This window comes from Paenibacillus nicotianae, from assembly GCF_042681745.1.
GTDB lineage: Bacteria > Bacillota > Bacilli > Paenibacillales > Paenibacillaceae > Saccharibacillus > Saccharibacillus nicotianae.
In genome coordinates, this window is sequence record NZ_JBHUGF010000011.1 from 504,913 (window position 1) to 523,395 (window position 18,483).

The 18,483-nt window shown below is 40.2% G+C and carries 16 protein-coding genes; 15 read left to right on the plus strand and 1 reads right to left on the minus strand.

Translation table 11 applies throughout. The features are described 5' to 3' along the window. Nucleotides 1–10: 10 nt before the first annotated feature. On the minus strand, nucleotides 11–1,336 hold the full coding sequence (locus ACFSGI_RS21010) for a helix-turn-helix domain-containing protein (RefSeq protein ID WP_204826154.1): 1,326 nt from the start codon (nucleotides 1,334–1,336) through the stop codon (nucleotides 11–13). 693 nt (nucleotides 1,337–2,029) lie between these two features. Here ACFSGI_RS21010 and ACFSGI_RS21015 point away from each other — a divergent pair. The 15 genes from ACFSGI_RS21015 (at nucleotide 2,030) to ACFSGI_RS21085 (ending at nucleotide 18,477) form a co-directional block, all read left to right on the plus strand. Then, nucleotides 2,030–2,263, plus strand: coding sequence for a hypothetical protein (locus ACFSGI_RS21015; protein WP_204826155.1), 234 nt, complete (start codon nucleotides 2,030–2,032; stop codon nucleotides 2,261–2,263). Between the two features lie 441 nt (nucleotides 2,264–2,704). Beyond that, a complete protein-coding gene (locus tag ACFSGI_RS21020; RefSeq protein ID WP_204826156.1) occupies nucleotides 2,705–3,151 on the plus strand; it encodes a tellurite resistance TerB family protein in 447 nt (148 codons plus the stop codon). A gap of 97 nt (nucleotides 3,152–3,248) precedes the next feature. After that, on the plus strand, nucleotides 3,249–3,848 hold the full coding sequence (locus ACFSGI_RS21025; RefSeq protein ID WP_204826157.1) for a TerD family protein: 600 nt from the start codon (nucleotides 3,249–3,251) through the stop codon (nucleotides 3,846–3,848). Between the two features lie 61 nt (nucleotides 3,849–3,909). Next, complete coding sequence (locus ACFSGI_RS21030; protein ID WP_204826158.1) at nucleotides 3,910–4,485, plus strand: TerD family protein; 576 nt, start codon at nucleotides 3,910–3,912, stop codon at nucleotides 4,483–4,485. 235 nt (nucleotides 4,486–4,720) lie between these two features. Next, nucleotides 4,721–5,299, plus strand: a complete 579-nt coding sequence (locus tag ACFSGI_RS21035; protein WP_204826159.1) for a TerD family protein — start codon at nucleotides 4,721–4,723, stop codon at nucleotides 5,297–5,299. A gap of 154 nt (nucleotides 5,300–5,453) precedes the next feature. Then, the gene (locus tag ACFSGI_RS21040) at nucleotides 5,454–6,776 is read left to right on the plus strand and encodes a TerD family protein (RefSeq protein WP_204826160.1); all 1,323 of its coding nucleotides are present in this window, start codon (nucleotides 5,454–5,456) and stop codon (nucleotides 6,774–6,776) included. A 135-nt stretch (nucleotides 6,777–6,911) separates the two neighbouring features. After that, nucleotides 6,912–7,643, plus strand: coding sequence for a TerC family protein (locus ACFSGI_RS21045; protein WP_069327709.1), 732 nt, complete (start codon nucleotides 6,912–6,914; stop codon nucleotides 7,641–7,643). 116 nt (nucleotides 7,644–7,759) lie between these two features. After that, nucleotides 7,760–8,968, plus strand: coding sequence for an HpcH/HpaI aldolase/citrate lyase family protein (locus ACFSGI_RS21050; protein WP_204826161.1), 1,209 nt, complete (start codon nucleotides 7,760–7,762; stop codon nucleotides 8,966–8,968). After that, entirely contained in the window at nucleotides 8,910–10,331 is a 1,422-nt protein-coding gene (locus ACFSGI_RS21055; protein WP_379284303.1) for a phosphoribosyltransferase family protein, read from the plus strand. Before ACFSGI_RS21050 ends, ACFSGI_RS21055 begins: the two co-directional genes overlap by 59 nt. A gap of 1 nt (nucleotide 10,332) precedes the next feature. Continuing rightward, nucleotides 10,333–11,484 carry a cysteine protease StiP family protein gene (locus tag ACFSGI_RS21060; protein WP_204826162.1) on the plus strand — a complete coding sequence of 384 codons (1,152 nt, stop codon included), beginning with the start codon at nucleotides 10,333–10,335 and terminating at the stop codon, nucleotides 11,482–11,484. After that, the gene (locus ACFSGI_RS21065) at nucleotides 11,481–12,311 is read left to right on the plus strand and encodes an HAD family hydrolase (RefSeq protein WP_204826163.1); all 831 of its coding nucleotides are present in this window, start codon (nucleotides 11,481–11,483) and stop codon (nucleotides 12,309–12,311) included. Before ACFSGI_RS21060 ends, ACFSGI_RS21065 begins: the two co-directional genes overlap by 4 nt. Then, nucleotides 12,301–13,341 carry an ATP-grasp domain-containing protein gene (locus tag ACFSGI_RS21070; RefSeq protein ID WP_204826164.1) on the plus strand — a complete coding sequence of 347 codons (1,041 nt, stop codon included), beginning with the start codon at nucleotides 12,301–12,303 and terminating at the stop codon, nucleotides 13,339–13,341. The genes ACFSGI_RS21065 and ACFSGI_RS21070 overlap by 11 nt, the downstream gene beginning before the upstream one ends. A gap of 75 nt (nucleotides 13,342–13,416) precedes the next feature. Next, nucleotides 13,417–14,124: a hypothetical protein gene (locus tag ACFSGI_RS21075; RefSeq protein WP_204826165.1), complete on the plus strand. Its 708-nt coding sequence runs from the start codon at nucleotides 13,417–13,419 to the stop codon at nucleotides 14,122–14,124. A 64-nt stretch (nucleotides 14,125–14,188) separates the two neighbouring features. After that, nucleotides 14,189–15,340, plus strand: a complete 1,152-nt coding sequence (locus ACFSGI_RS21080) for a toxic anion resistance protein (RefSeq protein ID WP_204826166.1) — start codon at nucleotides 14,189–14,191, stop codon at nucleotides 15,338–15,340. Between the two features lie 233 nt (nucleotides 15,341–15,573). After that, nucleotides 15,574–18,477, plus strand: a complete 2,904-nt coding sequence (locus tag ACFSGI_RS21085) for a glycoside hydrolase family 3 C-terminal domain-containing protein (protein ID WP_204826167.1) — start codon at nucleotides 15,574–15,576, stop codon at nucleotides 18,475–18,477. The last annotated feature ends 6 nt before the right edge of the window (nucleotides 18,478–18,483 follow it).

The following is an 18,483-nucleotide window of genomic DNA, read 5'->3' on the forward strand; positions in this document are numbered from 1 at the left end:
GACTGTTGTATTAAGGCATCGAACGAATAAAATGTTGTATCAAAGACGTATAGTCCATTGTACGACTCATATTATATCTACGTAATGACATATCAAATGTATTCAACGTATTTTTAAAATCTTCTAAAGGATAGCCTCTTTTAGCTTGATAAATGGCTAATTCATAGTAAAAATCAGTCAACATAGTATTAAAAGTAGTATTAATTTTGTAATAGCCAATTTCAAATTTAATATTATTATCAGGATAAGGTAAAAATGTATTAAGAACAGAATCAATACAAAAATGATTAATATTAGCGGCTTTTAAAATAGTTAATAAACTAGGTAATTTTTCAAACGGATTTTCTTTTAAAAAAGTAATATAATTTTCTAAACATTCTGTCTTACCAAGCATTAGCTGTAGATTATACAAATTAGCTTCGGCTGCTATTTTTAATTTATAAACTTCAAGATGTCCAACTTCATCAAGTGATTTGAACCAACTCAAGTCTTTATATCCATCAACATACTTCAAGCCTTCTTCATATCTACCTGTATATTCGAAAAAAATAGATTTTATTAAATAACTTTGTCCGTAATACCAGACCAAATGTCTTTCGGTTGACAGAGGGACATAATTCTGACCTTGCTGATCCATTTTTTTGCATTCTTCCTCATAGACCCGGTGAACGAGCACACTCATTTCATCGGTCACTTGCTCCATTAGATCCCATTCCTGTACGGTATAATACACGTTTGCCATTTGTAATAAGGCATCCAATCTCAAATGGTCAGGGATACGATCACGATAAGGATAGAACAAAGTCACTGCTGATTTGTTACGCTCTATATCTTCACTCAACTGAGCGCGAAATAGCCGATATTGACTGATTGCTAGGCGCTCTGCATGTTGCTGACGTTCGTTTTCGATAACACAGATATAGAACGGAACACTGTGTTCCTGTTGACCGTTAAGCACCAATTCTTCTGCTAAATCAAACACATAAGGTACATACCGATAATCTTCCATCAGCAAATTCAATGTATGTTCAATCAAAACGTTTCGATCTAATTCAATACAGCGCAGAAATAAAGCCCGAATACGTCGCCAGTTCACTTTACTACTTGCAAAACATTCTTCTATATATTGTTCATATAACCAGCCTTCCGGTCGATCGAGAGCAGCGGCCATACGATCTAGCTGGTTGATCGATATCGATCGGGGTGGATTACTATTCAATGTTGCGCTGAGTACACCACGATTAATACCAGACATCTTTTCAAACTGAGTCAAATTGATTTGTCTGTTTTGAAGTTCTTGCTCAATATGAGAGCGTACTGTATCCAGTGTGCTCATAAACGGTAAGCACCTCCGAAAAATACAATATTCCTTTTACGATTCCAGAAAATGATAGTTTTTATTATTATATAAGTTACTTAAAATGTCAGAGTAGCTTTTTTAGTAACTTGGTATAAGGGTTCTATTGACCTATAGAATTTGGGAGTAAACACTCACAGATTACAAAAAAAGGTTATGATTACAAAATAAAAGAATCCGTTTTTTGAAAACTCCTGTAATAATAAAGATACAAGTTACTTCACTACTGTCATATAAACGGACACGTCGAAGTACAAATGTTGGCTGGCAGGATCTCACTACAATCCTAATATACCAATAGCTTATAAGCTTTATAGCAATACCCATAGTAAAGTAGCTTGTAGATGTAACTAGCTGTCCTATAGAAATATAGAAATAACTAGCAATACCTTAGCAAGTAAACGTAGTGAGTCCGAAGAATTCTTTAGCAACATACCACATAAGTAGTAAATTAGTTTATATCATAGAACACCCAACATTCCCTAAATGAATAGAGAAGACCAGAAAAGAGCATGATCGCCTACAGATCACGCTCTTTTCTGGTGTTTACTGACCGTCTATAATGATTTCAAAATATTTCCAAAAAATTAAAGGTGAAATGGTTTATATTGGATATCTTTGTGGTATATTCTATAAGTTGTTGTTTTATATTTCTAATATGGAGGCTTATGAATGAGCAAAGTCAGCATTGTGTTTACGGATTGTGTCAAAAAGAAAATGATTTGGAATTTGATCCCGGCGATGATTATCTTTCTGGTGTGGATGTATGGTATTCATGTGAATGTATATGAAGCTGTGGCATCTGCTGTAATTGCAGTCGTTGTACTTACCGTTGGTGATATGATTTCCAGTTATTTTTTTGGCGATTCCTTCAATGCCACCAAATCAAATCATCCTACTCATTAATCGTATAGATCTGTTATATCTTTGTATAGATTTAAAATAAATCGTTGTTTACAAAAAAACAAAAATCGTTGTTTTACAAACATGTGTCATAATCAGGGGCAAGAGTAGCCAAGCAACATGGTACTCTGCCCAGTGATGCGCCCCACGTAGAACTGTGTAACGTAAAGGTAGGAACCATAAATAGCATGATTACAGAAGCACCTTGATCTCGGAAATATTCCAGATTGAGGTGCTTTTTGTTTCAGTAAGTGCACTGTAGCTTATTATGAGAGAAGAGACTATTTTTCTGCTGAGATCGACCTGCAAACTCAAAAGGGAAATTTGGTTTTTTTGATAACTTGTGGGAAAATATAGGCATAGAGAAAGCTCTGTATTCTCTGTAAATTTGCAAAACTAGAGGTCTGCTTCAAATTGGTTTATGATAAATAGGAGGTGATCGATATGAGTGCATTCAAATCATGGTTAAACAGTACAAAAAACAACTTGAATGATCAGATGAAAAAGTTCAAAAATAAGGACTTTTTAGAAGCGATTGTAGCAGGTTGTGCTCTTGTAGCGGCAGCAGATGGAAATATCAGTGCAGATGAGAAGCAAAAAATGGCAGGTTATATCGGACGCAACGAACAATTAAAAGTGTTTGATATGAGTCTGGTTATCGCTCGCTTTAATCATTATGTCGAAAATTTTGAATTTGATGCGATCATTGGTAAGCAAGAAGCGCTTAAAGCGATCAGCAAATTCAAAAGCAAACCAGAAGAAGGTCGATTGTTGATCGGCGTATGTAGTGCAATCGGTTCAGCTGATGGTGATTTTGATCCTCAAGAGCAAGCCGTTGTACGTGAAATTGCTACAGTTCTAGGCTTGAATGCTTCTGAGTTTGGACTGTAATTCGGACAAAAATAAAGACAGTTTCAAAAAAGTTGAAACGATTCTCCGGTAATCACAGTATTACATATCAGTATTACAAAGGAGGTCATATCATTTTATGAGTATCAGCTTAGTCAAAGGTCAAAAAATTGATTTAACCAAAGGCAATAGCGGTCTGAATCAACTGGTAGTTGGTTTGGGTTGGGATCCCGCAGAGACAAAGTCTAAAGGATTCTTTGGTATGAAAAAAGCCAAAGCAGATATCGACTGTGATGCTTCAGCGATTCTATTGGACGCAAATGATAAATTGACCAAAGCTACGAATCTGGTCTGCTTTCATAACTTGACAAGTGGTTGCGGTTCTGTGAAACACAGCGGGGATAACCTGACAGGTGAAGGTGCAGGAGACGATGAGCAAATCCATATCGATCTTTCTAAAGTGCCTGCTGATGTGCATAAAGTGCTCGTTGTGGTTAATATTTATCAAGCAGAACAACGCAAACAAGATTTCGGTATGATTTCGTCTGCATACATTCGTATTGTAAATGGACAGAATCAACAGGAATTGGTTCGCTTTAATCTGACCGATGATTATTCCGGTATGACGGCATTGATTACAGGTGAAATTTATCGTAATGGATCAGAATGGAAATTTAACGCAATTGGTCAAGGAAAACAGGCTGCACATATCGATATTTTGGCTCGCCAATATTCATAATCGGTAAGCGTTATCTTCCAAAGCAACACCAAATCATACACATGGAAAGAAGGAATAGAACATGGGAATTAACTTATCTAAAGGACAAAAAGTAGATTTAACGAAAAGTAATCCAGGATTATCCAAAATCACTGTAGGTCTTGGTTGGGATACGAATAAATATGATGGCGGCGGAGAGTTCGATTTGGACGTATCTGTATTTTGCGCGAATGCTGAAGGTAAAGTAGCTAGCGAGAAAAACTTTATTTTCTTCAACAATCCTCAAAATGAAAATGGTTCTGTCGTACATACAGGCGACAACCGTACAGGCGCAGGCGATGGCGACGATGAGCAAATCAAAGTAGACATCCCTAACGTACCTGCTGATGTAGACAAAATTGCATTTACAATCACAATTTATGAAGCAGCAGCTCGTAACCAAAACTTCGGTCAAGTATCTAACGCTTACGTTCGTATCGTAAACGATGATAACAACGAAGAATTGATCCGTTTCGATCTAGGAGAAGATTTCTCTATCGAAGCAGGTGTAGTTGTAGGTGAATTGTACCGTCATGGCGCAGAGTGGAAATTTAACGCTATCGGTAATGGTTACAAAGACGGTCTTGCAGGTTTGACACGCGACTACGGCTTGCAATAAACGCTTGGTATCTAGCGTTTGACAATATAAACGCGATCAAGCACTTGGCAATATAAGTGCGACCAAGTTCAATCAAAACATGATTTTTGCAAAGCAAAATATCTAGTTTCATATCTTTTCAAAATATACTGTTAACAAAGCGGAGCGGAAAATATAGCTCCGTTTTGTTGCAGTACACGCTCGATACAATAGACACCAACTACTAAATCTAGTGATGGTAAGGAGTGAACAGAGGATGACTATTAATTTATCCAAGGGGCAACGCATCGACCTCACGAAAACGAACCCAGGACTTACACGTGTTGTGGTAGGTCTAGGCTGGGATACGAACAAATACAGCGGTGGTAGTGATTTTGACTTGGACGCTTCTGCATTTTTATTGTATGAAGATGGAAAAGCCAAAACAGAAGCAGATTTTGTATTCTACAATAATCTGACTACTTATAATGGTGCTGTAACACATACAGGAGATAACCGTACCGGTGAAGGCGATGGAGATGACGAGCAGATCGTTATAGATTTTAGCAAAGTCCCTGCTAGCATTTCACGTATTGGTATCACTGTAACTATTCATGATGCAGACGCGCGTGGACAGAATTTTGGACAGGTGAGTGCTGCTTTTGTACGGGTAGTCAATGAAGATAACAGCAGTGAGATTTTGCGCTTTGATCTAGGTGAAGAGTTCTCTACCGAAACAGCAGTCGTATTCTGCGAATTTTACCGTCAAGGTACTGATTGGAAGTTCCAAGCGATCGGTAGTGGATTCTCAGGCGGTCTAGCTGCATTGTGTCAGAACTACGGATTACCAGTATAATCCGCTTGTTTCAACAAATAAGGCAAAAGCATGAACTATACATGAATAGGGTGGGTTTCCTGCCCTATTTTTTTTAACTCGTCGCATAGATTTAATGCTAAAATAAAGAAGAACAGTGAATCTTTTACGTCATACATTACGGGGTTAAATCATTATGAGTGTAGCTATTGTGAAAGGTCAAAAAACAGACGTAACCAAAACAACGCCAGGACTTCAACAACTTATTATTTCACTGGGATGGCAAGCACCAGCTTCGTTAGAATTAGATACTTCTGCTTTTTTACTACAGCAAAATGGCAAAGTGAAAAGCGATAACGATCTTATTTTTTACGGTAATCCTAGCAATACTTTTATTAGTTATATTGAAAATGCGACAGGTAGTGATGCCCGTCAATTCAAAGTGAATGTAGGAGCAATTCCGCAAGATATTCAAAAAATTGCGATTACACTTACGATCTATAACAGCGAGAAGCCGACAGAAAATTTTAGTCAGGTGAATCGCACATACTTACGTTGTACTAATGAAGCGACAGGCGCAGAGATTTTCCGCTATGATCTGGATTCCAAGTTTTCATCGGAAACTGCGATTGTTGTAGGGGAACTCTACAGATATCAGACCGAATGGAAATTTGCGGCAGTCGGAGCAGGTTATTTTGGCGGATTGAAAGAATTATGCGGCAGTTATGGCGTAGAGGTAGAAGATACGCCAGTACCAACACCAGCGCCGCCAGTACCTCCTACACCTGCTCCAATACCAACACCGCCGCCAACGCCTGCTCCAACACCAGCGAAGCCGATGAATCTTAATCGACCATCGACTCCACCTCCTGCTCCTCCAGCGCCAACACCGGCTCCTACACCTTCAGTAAACTTAAATCTGTCCAAGATTGAACTGAAGAAAAAAGGCGATGTCATCAATCTTCAGAAAAAAACAGGTGGTTCACTGGGTGAACTATTGATTAATCTGAACTGGAATCGGCAGGAGAAAAAAGGATTATTCAAACGTAGTTCAGGAGTCGATCTGGATCTAGGTTGTCTGTATGAATTACAAGATGGTGATAAAGGTGTTGTACAAGCACTTGGTAATTCGTTTGGTTCTTTGACAAATTGGCCGTTTGTAGCACTAGACGGTGATGATCGAACCGGTGCTGTAGCAGGTGGCGAAAATATGCGGATTAACGGTAATAAAATATCCGAAATTAAGCGTATTCTGGTCTTTTCGTTTATCTATGAAGGTATTACACGTTGGACAGATGCCGATGGTGTCGTGACGATCTCCCAACAAAATGGCCCTGATATTATCGTGCGTCTGGACGAAGCGGATAACCGTAGTCCGATGTGTGCGATTGCAATGATCCAAAATGTGGGTAATGAAACTTTTAGTATCGAAAAGTTGGTTCAGTATTTCAAAGGTCATTCAGATATGGATCGTGCTTTCAATTGGGGCATGCGGTGGAAAGCAGGTAGCAAAGATTAGGCTACTGATGCATACGATGATCTTGAACATACACAGAATTTACAAAACTCGGTATTATAAGTGTTGATACACCTCTAAAATAATTAGAATGTGGACATCACGCTTAACACACGAAGTGTATATGGAGGACGATGTATGGACTGGTTCAGTAATTTTTTTCAAAGTATTGCTGATAACTACGGTCACTTCTTCTCATGGAGTGAGATTGCTGCAACTCTATCCGATCCAGTGAGCTGGGGAGTTATTGCAAGTCTTGTACTATTAGAGGGATTATTGTCCGCTGACAATGCGCTTGTGTTAGCCGTTATGGTCAGACATTTGCCACCGAAACAGCAGAAAAAAGCTTTGTTCTACGGTATTCTTGGAGCTTATCTTTTCCGCTTTCTGGCGATTGGTCTTGGAACGTATCTGGTTACATTTACAGCAGTCAAAGTCATTGGCGGATTGTATCTGTTCTATATTGCGTACAAAGGATTATTCAAAGGCGGAGACGAAGACGAAGTACAGAACAAGCCAATGTCTTTCTGGAAAACCGTTTTGATGGTTGAAATGATGGATATTGCCTTTAGTATTGATAGCGTTGTAGCGGCTTTTGGTATCAGTAACGAAGTGTGGGTATTATTCCTGGGTGGTATTATCGGGATCTTAATGATGCGCGGCGTCGCTCAATTGTTCTTGAAACTGATTAATAAGTTCCCTGAACTCGAGAAAACAGCATTTATTTTAATTGCGATTATTGCAGTGAAAATGATTGTCGGCGCATTTGGTTTTGAAATTTCTCAAGTGTTGTTTTTTGCAATTCTTATTGTGGTGTTTGTAGGAACGATGGTCATTAGTTCGATCCGTCGTAAAAAAGAACAGTCTTAATCAGAATTGCTGCTACAACAGATTGGATGATCCCTCCTGCCTGCACAATAGGAGGGATTTATTTATTATACGGCGGCTTGCAAGCCAAAGTTTCGGTGCATCAAAGGAGGAGACTTATGCGTTACTTTAACTATTTATCGCTTGAAGAAGAACAAGAATTGTTCTATTCGGCACCGATTCATTACAATAACTCTTCCGAACAGGAACTATTGGCGTATGCCGTAGGCGCAGCACTCTATTGTCCTGCAACACGTCCCACGATTGCTAGAGATATTTTGACAGAGCGACATCAAGGTCTAACTTCATGGGTGTTGGATCTGGAAGATGCGGTTGGAGATCATCAGGTAGAGATGGCTGAAGCATCATTAGTCCAACAACTGACCCAATTGTATGTTCAATTACAGCAAGAGCAAATACACCGAGATCAATTACCACTGTTATTTATTCGTGTGCGTAGTATCGGGCAGTTAGAGCGAATGATTGAGCAGTTAGGTGAAAAAATGAAATTGATTACCGGCTTTATGTTGCCCAAATTCGACCCTGAACAGGGATTGCAGTATTTTCAAGCGATTGCACGTTATAATCAAGAGAAAGATACCAATGCGCCTGTCTTGTACGGATTGCCTATTTTGGAGACGGCTGCTGTTATCTATCGGGAAACACGTATAGAACATCTATTAGCGATCAAAAAAATACTGGATATGTATAAGCCCTATGTGCTGAATGTACGTATTGGTGCAACCGACTTTTCAAGTTTATTTGGATTACGTCGTAGCCCTGATATGACGATTTACGATATTGCTCCTATTCGTGACTGCATGTCTGATATTATTAACTTATTCGGTCGTATGGATTCACCATATGTGATTTCAGGGCCAGTGTGGGAATACTTTGCTAATGGAGAACGGGTACTCAAACCGATGTTACGTCAGTCTCCTTTTGAAGAAGCATTGGGTGATGATGGACGCAAATTGCGCAAAGAATATATTAACCGTCATGTAGATGGCTTGATTCGTGAAGTGGTGATGGATAAAGAAAACGGAATCGTAGGCAAAACGATTATTCATCCTACACATATCGGTCTGGTACAATCATTATATACAGTGACTCGCGAAGAATTTGAAGATGCGGAAAGTATTATTCGCAACAATAACGGCGAACTTGGTGTATTTAAAAGTGGCTATGCTAACAAAATGAATGAAATCAAACCTCATTTAAATTGGGCGCAAAAAATTATAGCAAGATCACAAATTTATGGGGTGCTACATGAACAACAACATTTCATCTCCCTTCTCTCAGAGCAGGAACAACGTATATACGTATAAGATTTTAGAAAATTTAACGGTAGACGTCGAAGTACAACAGAATCCTTTTCAATTAGAATTAGATCACTTATTTACAATGGCAGCACGTATTAATCCCAAGCGCTCGTTTTTATTTGTCAGCAAAGTACTGGGCAAACATCTGGCGGTTGATCCTTATTTGTCATTGCTGAGTGGAGCAGTATTATCGTTATTACTTTACAATGATATGCGGGAACAATCCGATCCCAAGATAACAGCGTTACTTCCTCGCATTTTACAAGCGATGTCATCAGGTGAAGGCTTGGCAGAAGCCTATCATGAATTGATGAATCTAAAGCTTGTTTTACCTGCGCCTGTATCGTTTATCGGCTTTGCCGAGACAGCGACAGCGTTAGGTCATAGTATGTATCAAGTGTTTGATCGGGGAGCTCAATATGTACATACGACCAGGCATGATATCGCCGGTCTTTCCTCGGTAATTACATTTGAAGAAGAACATTCCCATGCTACAGCACATCGCTGTTATGCCCAATCAGAAGGTATGATCACAGGCAATGATCCTATTATTCTTGTGGACGATGAGATCACTACTGGCAAAACAGCCCTTAATATTATTCGTGAAATCCATGCAGAGTATCCTCGTGATACGTATTATGTTGCTTCCTTACTCGATTGGCGAGAAGATGCACATGTACAGCGGTTTGCAGATTTGGAACAAGAACTGAATATAACGATAACAGCGCTATCTCTGATCAAAGGTCAGATTACTGTTCATGGACAACCTAGCCTTACTCATGATCCGATGACTTTGCATGAGCAATTAGCAGATATTCCTGTAGATACTATCTATCTGAATCATTTATTCGCACAGCAAGAAGGTTATGCGTCTATTGATGGAAATGGTCAACAGAATCAAGCTTCATTTATGACAGGTACAGGTCGGTTCGGTATTGGAGCCCATGACAATCTATCTAATGATCTTAGTATCGCCAAAGCTGCCCAATTACTTGGTAAGCAAAGAGCAGGTCAACGTACATTGTGTCTGGGTACGGAAGAATTTATGTATATTCCGATGCGGATTAGCAGTGAAATGGGTGAAGGTATTCTTTTCCATTCTACTACACGTAGTCCTATTTATCGTTCTCTTATGCCGCATTACAGTATTCAGACAGGAGATACCTTCCCGTCCCCCGAAGATAGTAGTGTAACTAATTTTGTATATAATATTCCAGAAGAACACTATGACGATGTATTTGTGTTTTTAGAACGGGATATCCCTCAAGAACGTATCCAACCATTAATCGATGTATTGCGCTCCAAGCTGTTCCAGCAGATTCATATCGTGATCTGTGGGCCTCAAATGGTGCAAGAGAAAGGGATATAACATGAATCAACATAAACAAGAGCAATTGCTAGCATTCCCCTTACCACATCCAGAACCTCTTGGAAGCTACAATCCATCCGATGTGATTTTTCTACTGAAAGATCTGAGCAATGTTAATTTAGAGCGCGGAACAGAAGAACGCGAAGAAGCGATCCAGACCGGAACGCATTATTCTGAAATGTTACCTGTAGAATACCAACCAACTCCTGAATATATTCAGTTATTTCACGAAACGCTTGCCGAATCTGCTGAAAAAGTGGCTCTGGCAGCAGGTGTTGTGAGTGAACTGATTTTGCATAAGCGTGGGAAGAACTTAGTCTTAGCTTCATTAGCAAGAGCAGGTACTCCTATCGGTATATTGATGAAGCGTTATTTAATGCAACAATACGGTTTGGATGTTCCGCATTATAGTATCTCAATTATTCGTGGTAAAGGGATCGATGAGAATGCACTAAAATACATCTTCCAACAACATGGTGCAGATCAACAATTGCAATTTGTCGATGGTTGGACAGGAAAAGGCGCTATTCGTCAGGTGTTGATTCAAGCTTGTGATCAATTTGAAAAAGATTACGGTATTCGTCTGAATGATGATCTAGCGGTACTGGCTGATCCGGGATTCTGTTCGGATACGTATGGCACACGCGAAGATTTCCTTATTCCAAGTGCTTGTCTGAACTCGACGGTATCTGGATTGATGAGTAGAACGGTATTACGTGATGATCTGATTGATGAGCATGATTTTCATGGAGCAAAGTTTTATAAAGAATGGTTAGATAGCGATCTATCTAATGTGTTTGTCGATCAAGTATGTTCGTATTTCCCGGCGATTGCTGAACAAGCGAAGCAGCAAGCACAGGAGTTATTAGACTCTCCTGTAGCGATAAGCTGGCAAGGTCTAGCTGATATTCGTTCGATTCAAGATCAGTATGGGATCGAAGATATCAATCTAGTGAAACCGGGCGTTGGTGAGACAACACGCGTCTTGTTACGTCGTGTACCCTGGAAAATTCTTGTCGATCGTGAAGACAATCCGAATCTGCGTCATATTTTGCTACTCGCTCAAGATCGCGGTGTTCCTGTCGAAGTCTATCCGAATCTGACGTATTCTTGCTGTGGCATTATTAAGCCGAGGCAGGGGGAAAGCGAATGATCTATGCCAGTGATCTGGATCAGACGTTAATTTATTCGGTACGTTCGATGGGTATGGATGTTGATCTATCTGTAATGCAACCTGCGGAAACGTACAAAGAACGGATTATTTCTTATATTTCGATAGCTACGCTTGAGCAACTACAGACAGTTGCTCAGCAGATTACGTTTGTACCTGTAACGACTCGTACACTGGATCAATATGCGCGTATTCATATTTTTCAAAATAACGTAATTCCTCAGTATGCGATTACCAGTAACGGGGCGAATATTCTAGTTGATGGTGTCGTGGATCAAGAGTGGCACCAACACATTTTGGCAGATGTGTATTCCAAGTCCGCACCTGCGGCAGAAGCATTAGCTTTGTTTCACACTGTGTCTGATCCAAGTTGGATCGTGGCTGAACATTTCTGGGAAAATACGTTTTATTCGATCGTTGTTGATCGCGAACAGATGCCTTTGGATCAAGTGCTTGCTTTGCAACCACAATTAGAAGCATTCGGTTGGGGAATGTCTGTGCAAGGTCGCAAAGTCTATCTAGTTCCTTTTACAGTGAGTAAAAATCGCGCAATTGCAGAAGTAAAACAAAGAGTAGGCGCTTCAAAAGTGATCGCTTCTGGTGATTCAATTTTGGATCGTGGCTTGCTGGATGTAGCAGATTATTCGATAGCTCCGGCACATGGTGAATTGTATCGTGAATCGATAGCAGAACCTGCACTGCGTCATTATTCATTTACATCAACTTCTGGTATTTTTGCGGCAGATGAGATTTTGCAATATGTAGTGGCTACGTTAGATCAAGAAGGGAAAGTCAGCTATGAGTCATAAGGTACGTGTCTGGTTCAATCGTTGGTTTGCTGTCGGATATCATTATATGAACAATATTCGTCATAATCCAGATGGACTAGAATTTGAAATTTATGGTACACATCGTGATGCTGAACATGTTTCATTTCAAGCATGTGATTACACTGAGATTGAACCGGCATTGCCGGGTGATGAGTATGTAGCGTATTGCCTGGATTTCTGTAAGCGTCATAAAATCGATGTATTTGTTCCACGCTGGCGGATGATCAATATTGTAAGAGCCATTCATTCTTTTGAAGCGATCGGTGTCAAAGTCGTCGCTTGTACGAATCTAGAATTGCTTGATGTAATCGAAGATAAAGGGAACTTTTATCGGTCTGTGGAGCAAAATGGTCTGATGGTTGTGCCTGAATATCATCTGGTGCACAATGTGGAAGAATTTAAAAAAGCGTATCATGATCTGAGTAGCAAAGGATTAGGGGTATGCTTTAAGCCAACACGTTCTGAAGGTGGGCTTGGATTCCGCGTGATCCAATCGAATTATAATGCTTTGCAAGAATTGTTGGATGTGCCTAATGTAAATATTTCTTATGAGCAAACGGTTCAAATTTTGTCTTCGGTTGAGTCTTTCCCTGAGCTTATGGTTATGGAAGTACTAGAAGGGCATGAATATAGCATTGATTGTCTGGCTTCACCGACAGGAGAATTGTTAGCAGCCGTTCCTCGCCGCAAAGCTGATGGTGGACGTGCCCGTTTACTTGAGAATGTACCGGAATTGATCCGAATTGCAGAGGAAGTGGCGCAGTTCTATAAGATTCCGTATAATTATAATTTACAACTGAAATATCAAGGTGATACTCCGAAAGTATTAGAGATTAATCCTCGCATGTCTGGCGGATTGCATATTTCTTGTCTCAGTGGTGTCGACTTCCCTTATCTGGCAGTAAAATTAGCTTTAGGATATCCAGTAGAAAAGCAACATCCAGAGTTCGGTATTCTAGCAAGTTATGTAGAACAACCGGTACTCATTCGTAAATTGGAACAATCTTGACTATAAACCGTATGTTATTAGATAGGTTATAAGAATAGAGTAGTATGATTTTAGACGAAAGGCAGGCGAACCTTAATGACGTTTTGGAAAACATTTGGAAAATCGACCGTAGGTGGTATCGTAGGATATCTGGCAGGCATATTAGCAGGATTTTGGTTTACAGAAGACTATATCACACTGATCTTTCCAGTTGTCGGAACATTAGCCGGGGTAATCTGGGCGAAGCTTAGTAGCCGTTCTACCGCTAATCTAGACAAACCTCTGGCAGAACCTGTTCATATACAAGATACGCTCACTACCGATCGACCTCTTGTGTCAACGATTAGCGAAGAACGTCCTGCCAATCGTCTATCTTCATCCAGCCCTGCTCCTGTTGTGGAACAAGAAGCTGTACCTCCTATTTTCCAGCCTGTGCTTGAGTATCTGGCTGTACTGGAAGATATGGTGATCTCAGAAGGACAGAAAAACAATCTGGATAATGAGATTGTTGAAAAGTCCTGTTCTTTGTTTTTACGATTACAACGAGTATTGCCGATGTTAGGCGAGCTTCACAACGATGAGATCAATCATACAGTCAAGCGGCTGGTGCTGAAAGATTTGAATAGTATTATCAATCCATTTCTAAGACTGAGTGGCGAAGCCAAATCCAAAAATAGACGTGTATTGTTGGATGGGATTAGAGATGTAGATAGCCGGATTACGCATATCGTCAAAACGATAGAACATAAAGACTTGATGGAGTTACAGACAAGAGCAGAACTTCTTCACCAACGCTACTCCTGATTGACGGTACAATATCTATTTCAGTATGAAGAAGATGTTTATTGATAATAAGGAGGAAGAACTTATGGCAAGTCAACCTATTACGTTAAAAAAAGAAGATGAACACAAAGTGATGCAAGAAGCATCGATGATTATTCAGCGGGTATCACAAGCTGATCAGATGCAGTTAGATACGTTGATGGATGAAGTCGGTAAGCTTGGAATGCAGACACAGGAGCGCGCAGGACAGACGCTACAGATGCTAGACCGTCCAGTGAATGATCTTATGAGTGGCAAGTCCAAAGAAGTGTCTAACTTAATCCTATCGCTTCGTAACGAATGTGAAGAATTACAGCAAAGCAAAAATGTGGGACTATTCGGTAAATTGTTACGCAAATCACCGATCAAAAATTACGTATACAAATACCAATCGGTCAAAACGAATGTAGATGCGATTGTAATCGGGCTTCGTGATGGCAAAGACAACCTCGAAGAAAATATGATTAGTATGCGTACACTCAAACGCAATTCATTAGAAGAAATTTATCAACTCCAATATAAGATTGAAATGGGCAACAAGCTGAAAGATTTATTTGAAAAAGAAATCCAGAAGCCTGAAAATGCCCCGCGAAAAGTATACTTAGAACGTGGTCTACGCAAAGTGGTCACTCGGATTCAATCGATGACTGAAAATATTATGCTATTTAACCAAGCTATCGCGGCAACAGATATCGTGAATGATACGAATGATAAATTGATTGATTCGGTCAATGATTCGGTCTACAAAGCAGCGAATTTAATCAAAATTTCAGCGATGATTGCACTTGCTATTGAAGATCAAGAACGTGTGGCTAACGCTGTTGAAAGTGTGAATCAGACGATTGAAGATCAATTCAAGCGCAATGCTGAAATGCTAAAAGTCAACAGTGAACGTTCCGCAGAATTACTCAAAAAGCCAGCGATGTCTTTGGAATCGGTTAATCAGGCGATCAACGATCTGATGTCTGCGCTAGATAACTCGGAACAATCGAACCGCGATATTATTGCTAGTTGTAAAGACTACACTGTCAAATTATCCGGTATTAACGATATGATGACCAAGCGTCTAGGATTAGATAGCGCAGATGCGAAAAACGATCCGATTGCATCTATTACAGGTTCTACATCCGGCTCTGCGCCATCATCGACACCAAACACATCGCCTTCACGCGATCCGTTAGCAGATTTATTAAAATAAAAACGATAGGCTGAAGAACAGTGTTCCTTTATAGAGGATACTGTTCTTTTTGTTTATTTCGATCACTAATTATTACGCTAATTAGTGATGGGTGTTTTGGTATGTAAGGGCTTTCTTTTGAATATGTATTGTTTTAATATAACAATGAGGTACGAAGTAGAAGTGACATTAATAGAATAATAACCTTCCAAATATTAATAAAATGACGATAAACTTAAAGGAGATATAACAATATGGAACAAAATCAAAAATACTTATTTCAAGACCATACAGTAGATACAGATACTCGTGTACGCGATTTGGTATCGCATTTAACAGACGAAGAAAAGATCGAATCGATGTTGCAGTATCAGCCTGCTGTTGAGCGTTTAGGACTAGGCGGATATAAGCATGGGACAGAAGCGGCACATGGTATAGCCTGGTTAGGCAAAGCTACTTTTTTCCCGCAACCGACAGGGTTGGCTTGTACATGGGATGCAGACTTGATGAAGAAAATCGGGAATGTGATTTCAGATGAAGCTCGAGTAGTGTATAAGCGTAATCCAGAAGTGAATGGATTAACATTATGGGCGCCTACAGTAGATATGGAGCGTGATCCACGTTGGGGACGTAATGAAGAAGCTTATGGGGAAGATCCCAAATTAACCGGTGAGTTGACCAGCCATCTTGTACAAGGAATTCAAGGCGATCATCCTACATACCTCAAAGCAGTAGCGACACTAAAACATTTTCTTGGTAACAATAATGAAGTAGAACGGGGCAGTGGTTCATCCAGTATTGATCCGCGGAATATGCGTGAATATTATTTAAAAGCGTTTGAACAGCCTTTTGTAGAAGGCGGAGCGAAATCGATGATGACAGCATATAACTCGATCAATGGGACGCCAGCTATTCTTCATCCACTGGTAAATGAAGTGGTCAAAGGCGAATGGGGAATGGATGGATTTATTGTGAGTGATGCAGGCGATGTGATGGGAATCAAGAACGATCATCTTTATTATGATTCCCATACACCGGGTGTTGCTGAATCTGTCAAAGCCGGAATAGATAGTATTACCGATGATGCAGAATTATCCAAAATAGCTTTGCGGGAAGCTTTGGCTAATGGTCAGTTAACATTTGAAGAGATTGATCAGGCATTGTTCAATACGTTTCGTGTTCGTTTTCTACTAGGTGAATTCGATCCTGCGGAACTGAACCCTTATGCTCATATCGGGGAAGAAGCGATGATGACACCAGAAGCTACAGCACTATCACTAGAAGCCGCACGTAAATCGATTGTATTGCTCAAAAATGACAATCAGACTTTACCATTATCCAAAACGTCTACTGGAAATGTAGCGGTAATTGGAGAACTTGGTAATGTGGTGTATCGAGATTGGTATTCGGGCACTTTGCCTTATGCGATTACAGCGTTAGAAGGAATTCAAGGTAAAACGACTGGAAAAGTACTCTATCAAGATGGTAATGATCGAGTCACTTTAACGTCAACAGCAACAGGTGCACCATTGTCGATCCAACCTGATGCTGTACAAGATTCAGCAACAGCTCCAGCCACATCAGGTAATCCTAATGAAATTCAGTCGAACAAACCGATTACAGGTGTACTCAGTGCTGCTAGCGAGTCTACAACAAAGCAGACAGTATTTGAATTGTCGGATTGGGGATTCGGCAGTTATACGTTACGTTCTCCCGAGCAGAAATATTGGACAAGCAATGATGAGCAAGGCATCGTCACAGCATCTGCCGATGAAGCTTACGGTTGGTTTGTCAAAGAAGTGTTTGGACTTCAACCTCAAGCAGATGGCAAAACAGCGATCACAACATGGAATGGCAAAACCGTTTCAGTAGATCCGACTTCCGGGCAACTAACGATCGTAGACATACCGGAATCGCTAGACGAACAGGCTTCTTTTGAAAAGACAGTGATTGAAAATGGACTAGAGCAAGCGATCGCAGCAGCCAAAGAAGCAGAAACCGCTATCGTATTTGTAGGCAACAATCCATTGATTAATGGGAAAGAAGAGATTGATCGTCCAAGCCTAGAATTAGCAGCATCTCAACTCAAACTGGTACAGGAAGTATACAATGTTAATCCAAATACAGTAGTTGTCGTTGTAGGAAGTTATCCATTTGCAATGGAATGGGTGGAAGAACATATTCCAGCGATTATCTATCTTTCTCATGTAGGGCAAGAGTTAGGTAATGCGGTAGCTGATGTATTATACGGAGATTATGCTCCAGCAGGCCGTCTGAATATGACATGGTATCGTTCTGAAGAACAGCTAAGTGATATTCGAGATTACGATATTATTCGTACAGGTAGAACGTATCAGTACTTTGAAGGCGATGTATTATATCCGTTCGGTCATGGTCTAACTTATGGAAATTTCCAATACAACAATATTCAGGTGGTCTCGTCTGAAGTAGAAGCAGATGAAGTGATCGAATTATCTGTCAATGTAGCCAATATCGGTGAGACTGACAGCGAAGAAGTAGTACAGTTATATACTCGTGCTGATCATTCTCGTGTGAAGCGTCCGCTCAAAACGTTACAAGCTTTCCGTCGTATCCACGTTGTAGCTGGAGAGTCGCAGACAGTACATTTTACAATACCGGTGAAAGAATTAGCATTCTGGGATGTTACACGTAATCAGTATTGTGTAGAGAGTGGTACTTATACGTTGATGATCGGACGTTCTTCAGCAGATATTGTCCAGCATATCGGTATCAAGGTGAATGGAGAGGTGATTCCTGCGCGTAATCTTACGGTTACTACAGTAGCAGAAAATTATGATAACTATCATCATGTACAGCTTGGCGAATCCAAAGAAGGTGGCGCTGTCGTAGAAGCAATTACAGACGGAGCATGGATACTATTCCAAGATGTAGACTTTGGTACAGGGGTAGAACACTTTGAAGCTCGAATCGCGACTACCGAAGATCAAGCGAAGATTGAGATTGTATTGGATCAAGTAGATCAGGCCAGTGTAGGTGTAATTGTGCTTGGAAGTGCATCTGGAGAACAGCATTGGAGTACCGAGCATACATCAATCACAGGCGTTACAGGTAAGCATGATGTCTATCTCAAACTTTCAAAAGAGGTTCGCATCGCTACCTTCCAATTTGGATCATAATTGTTA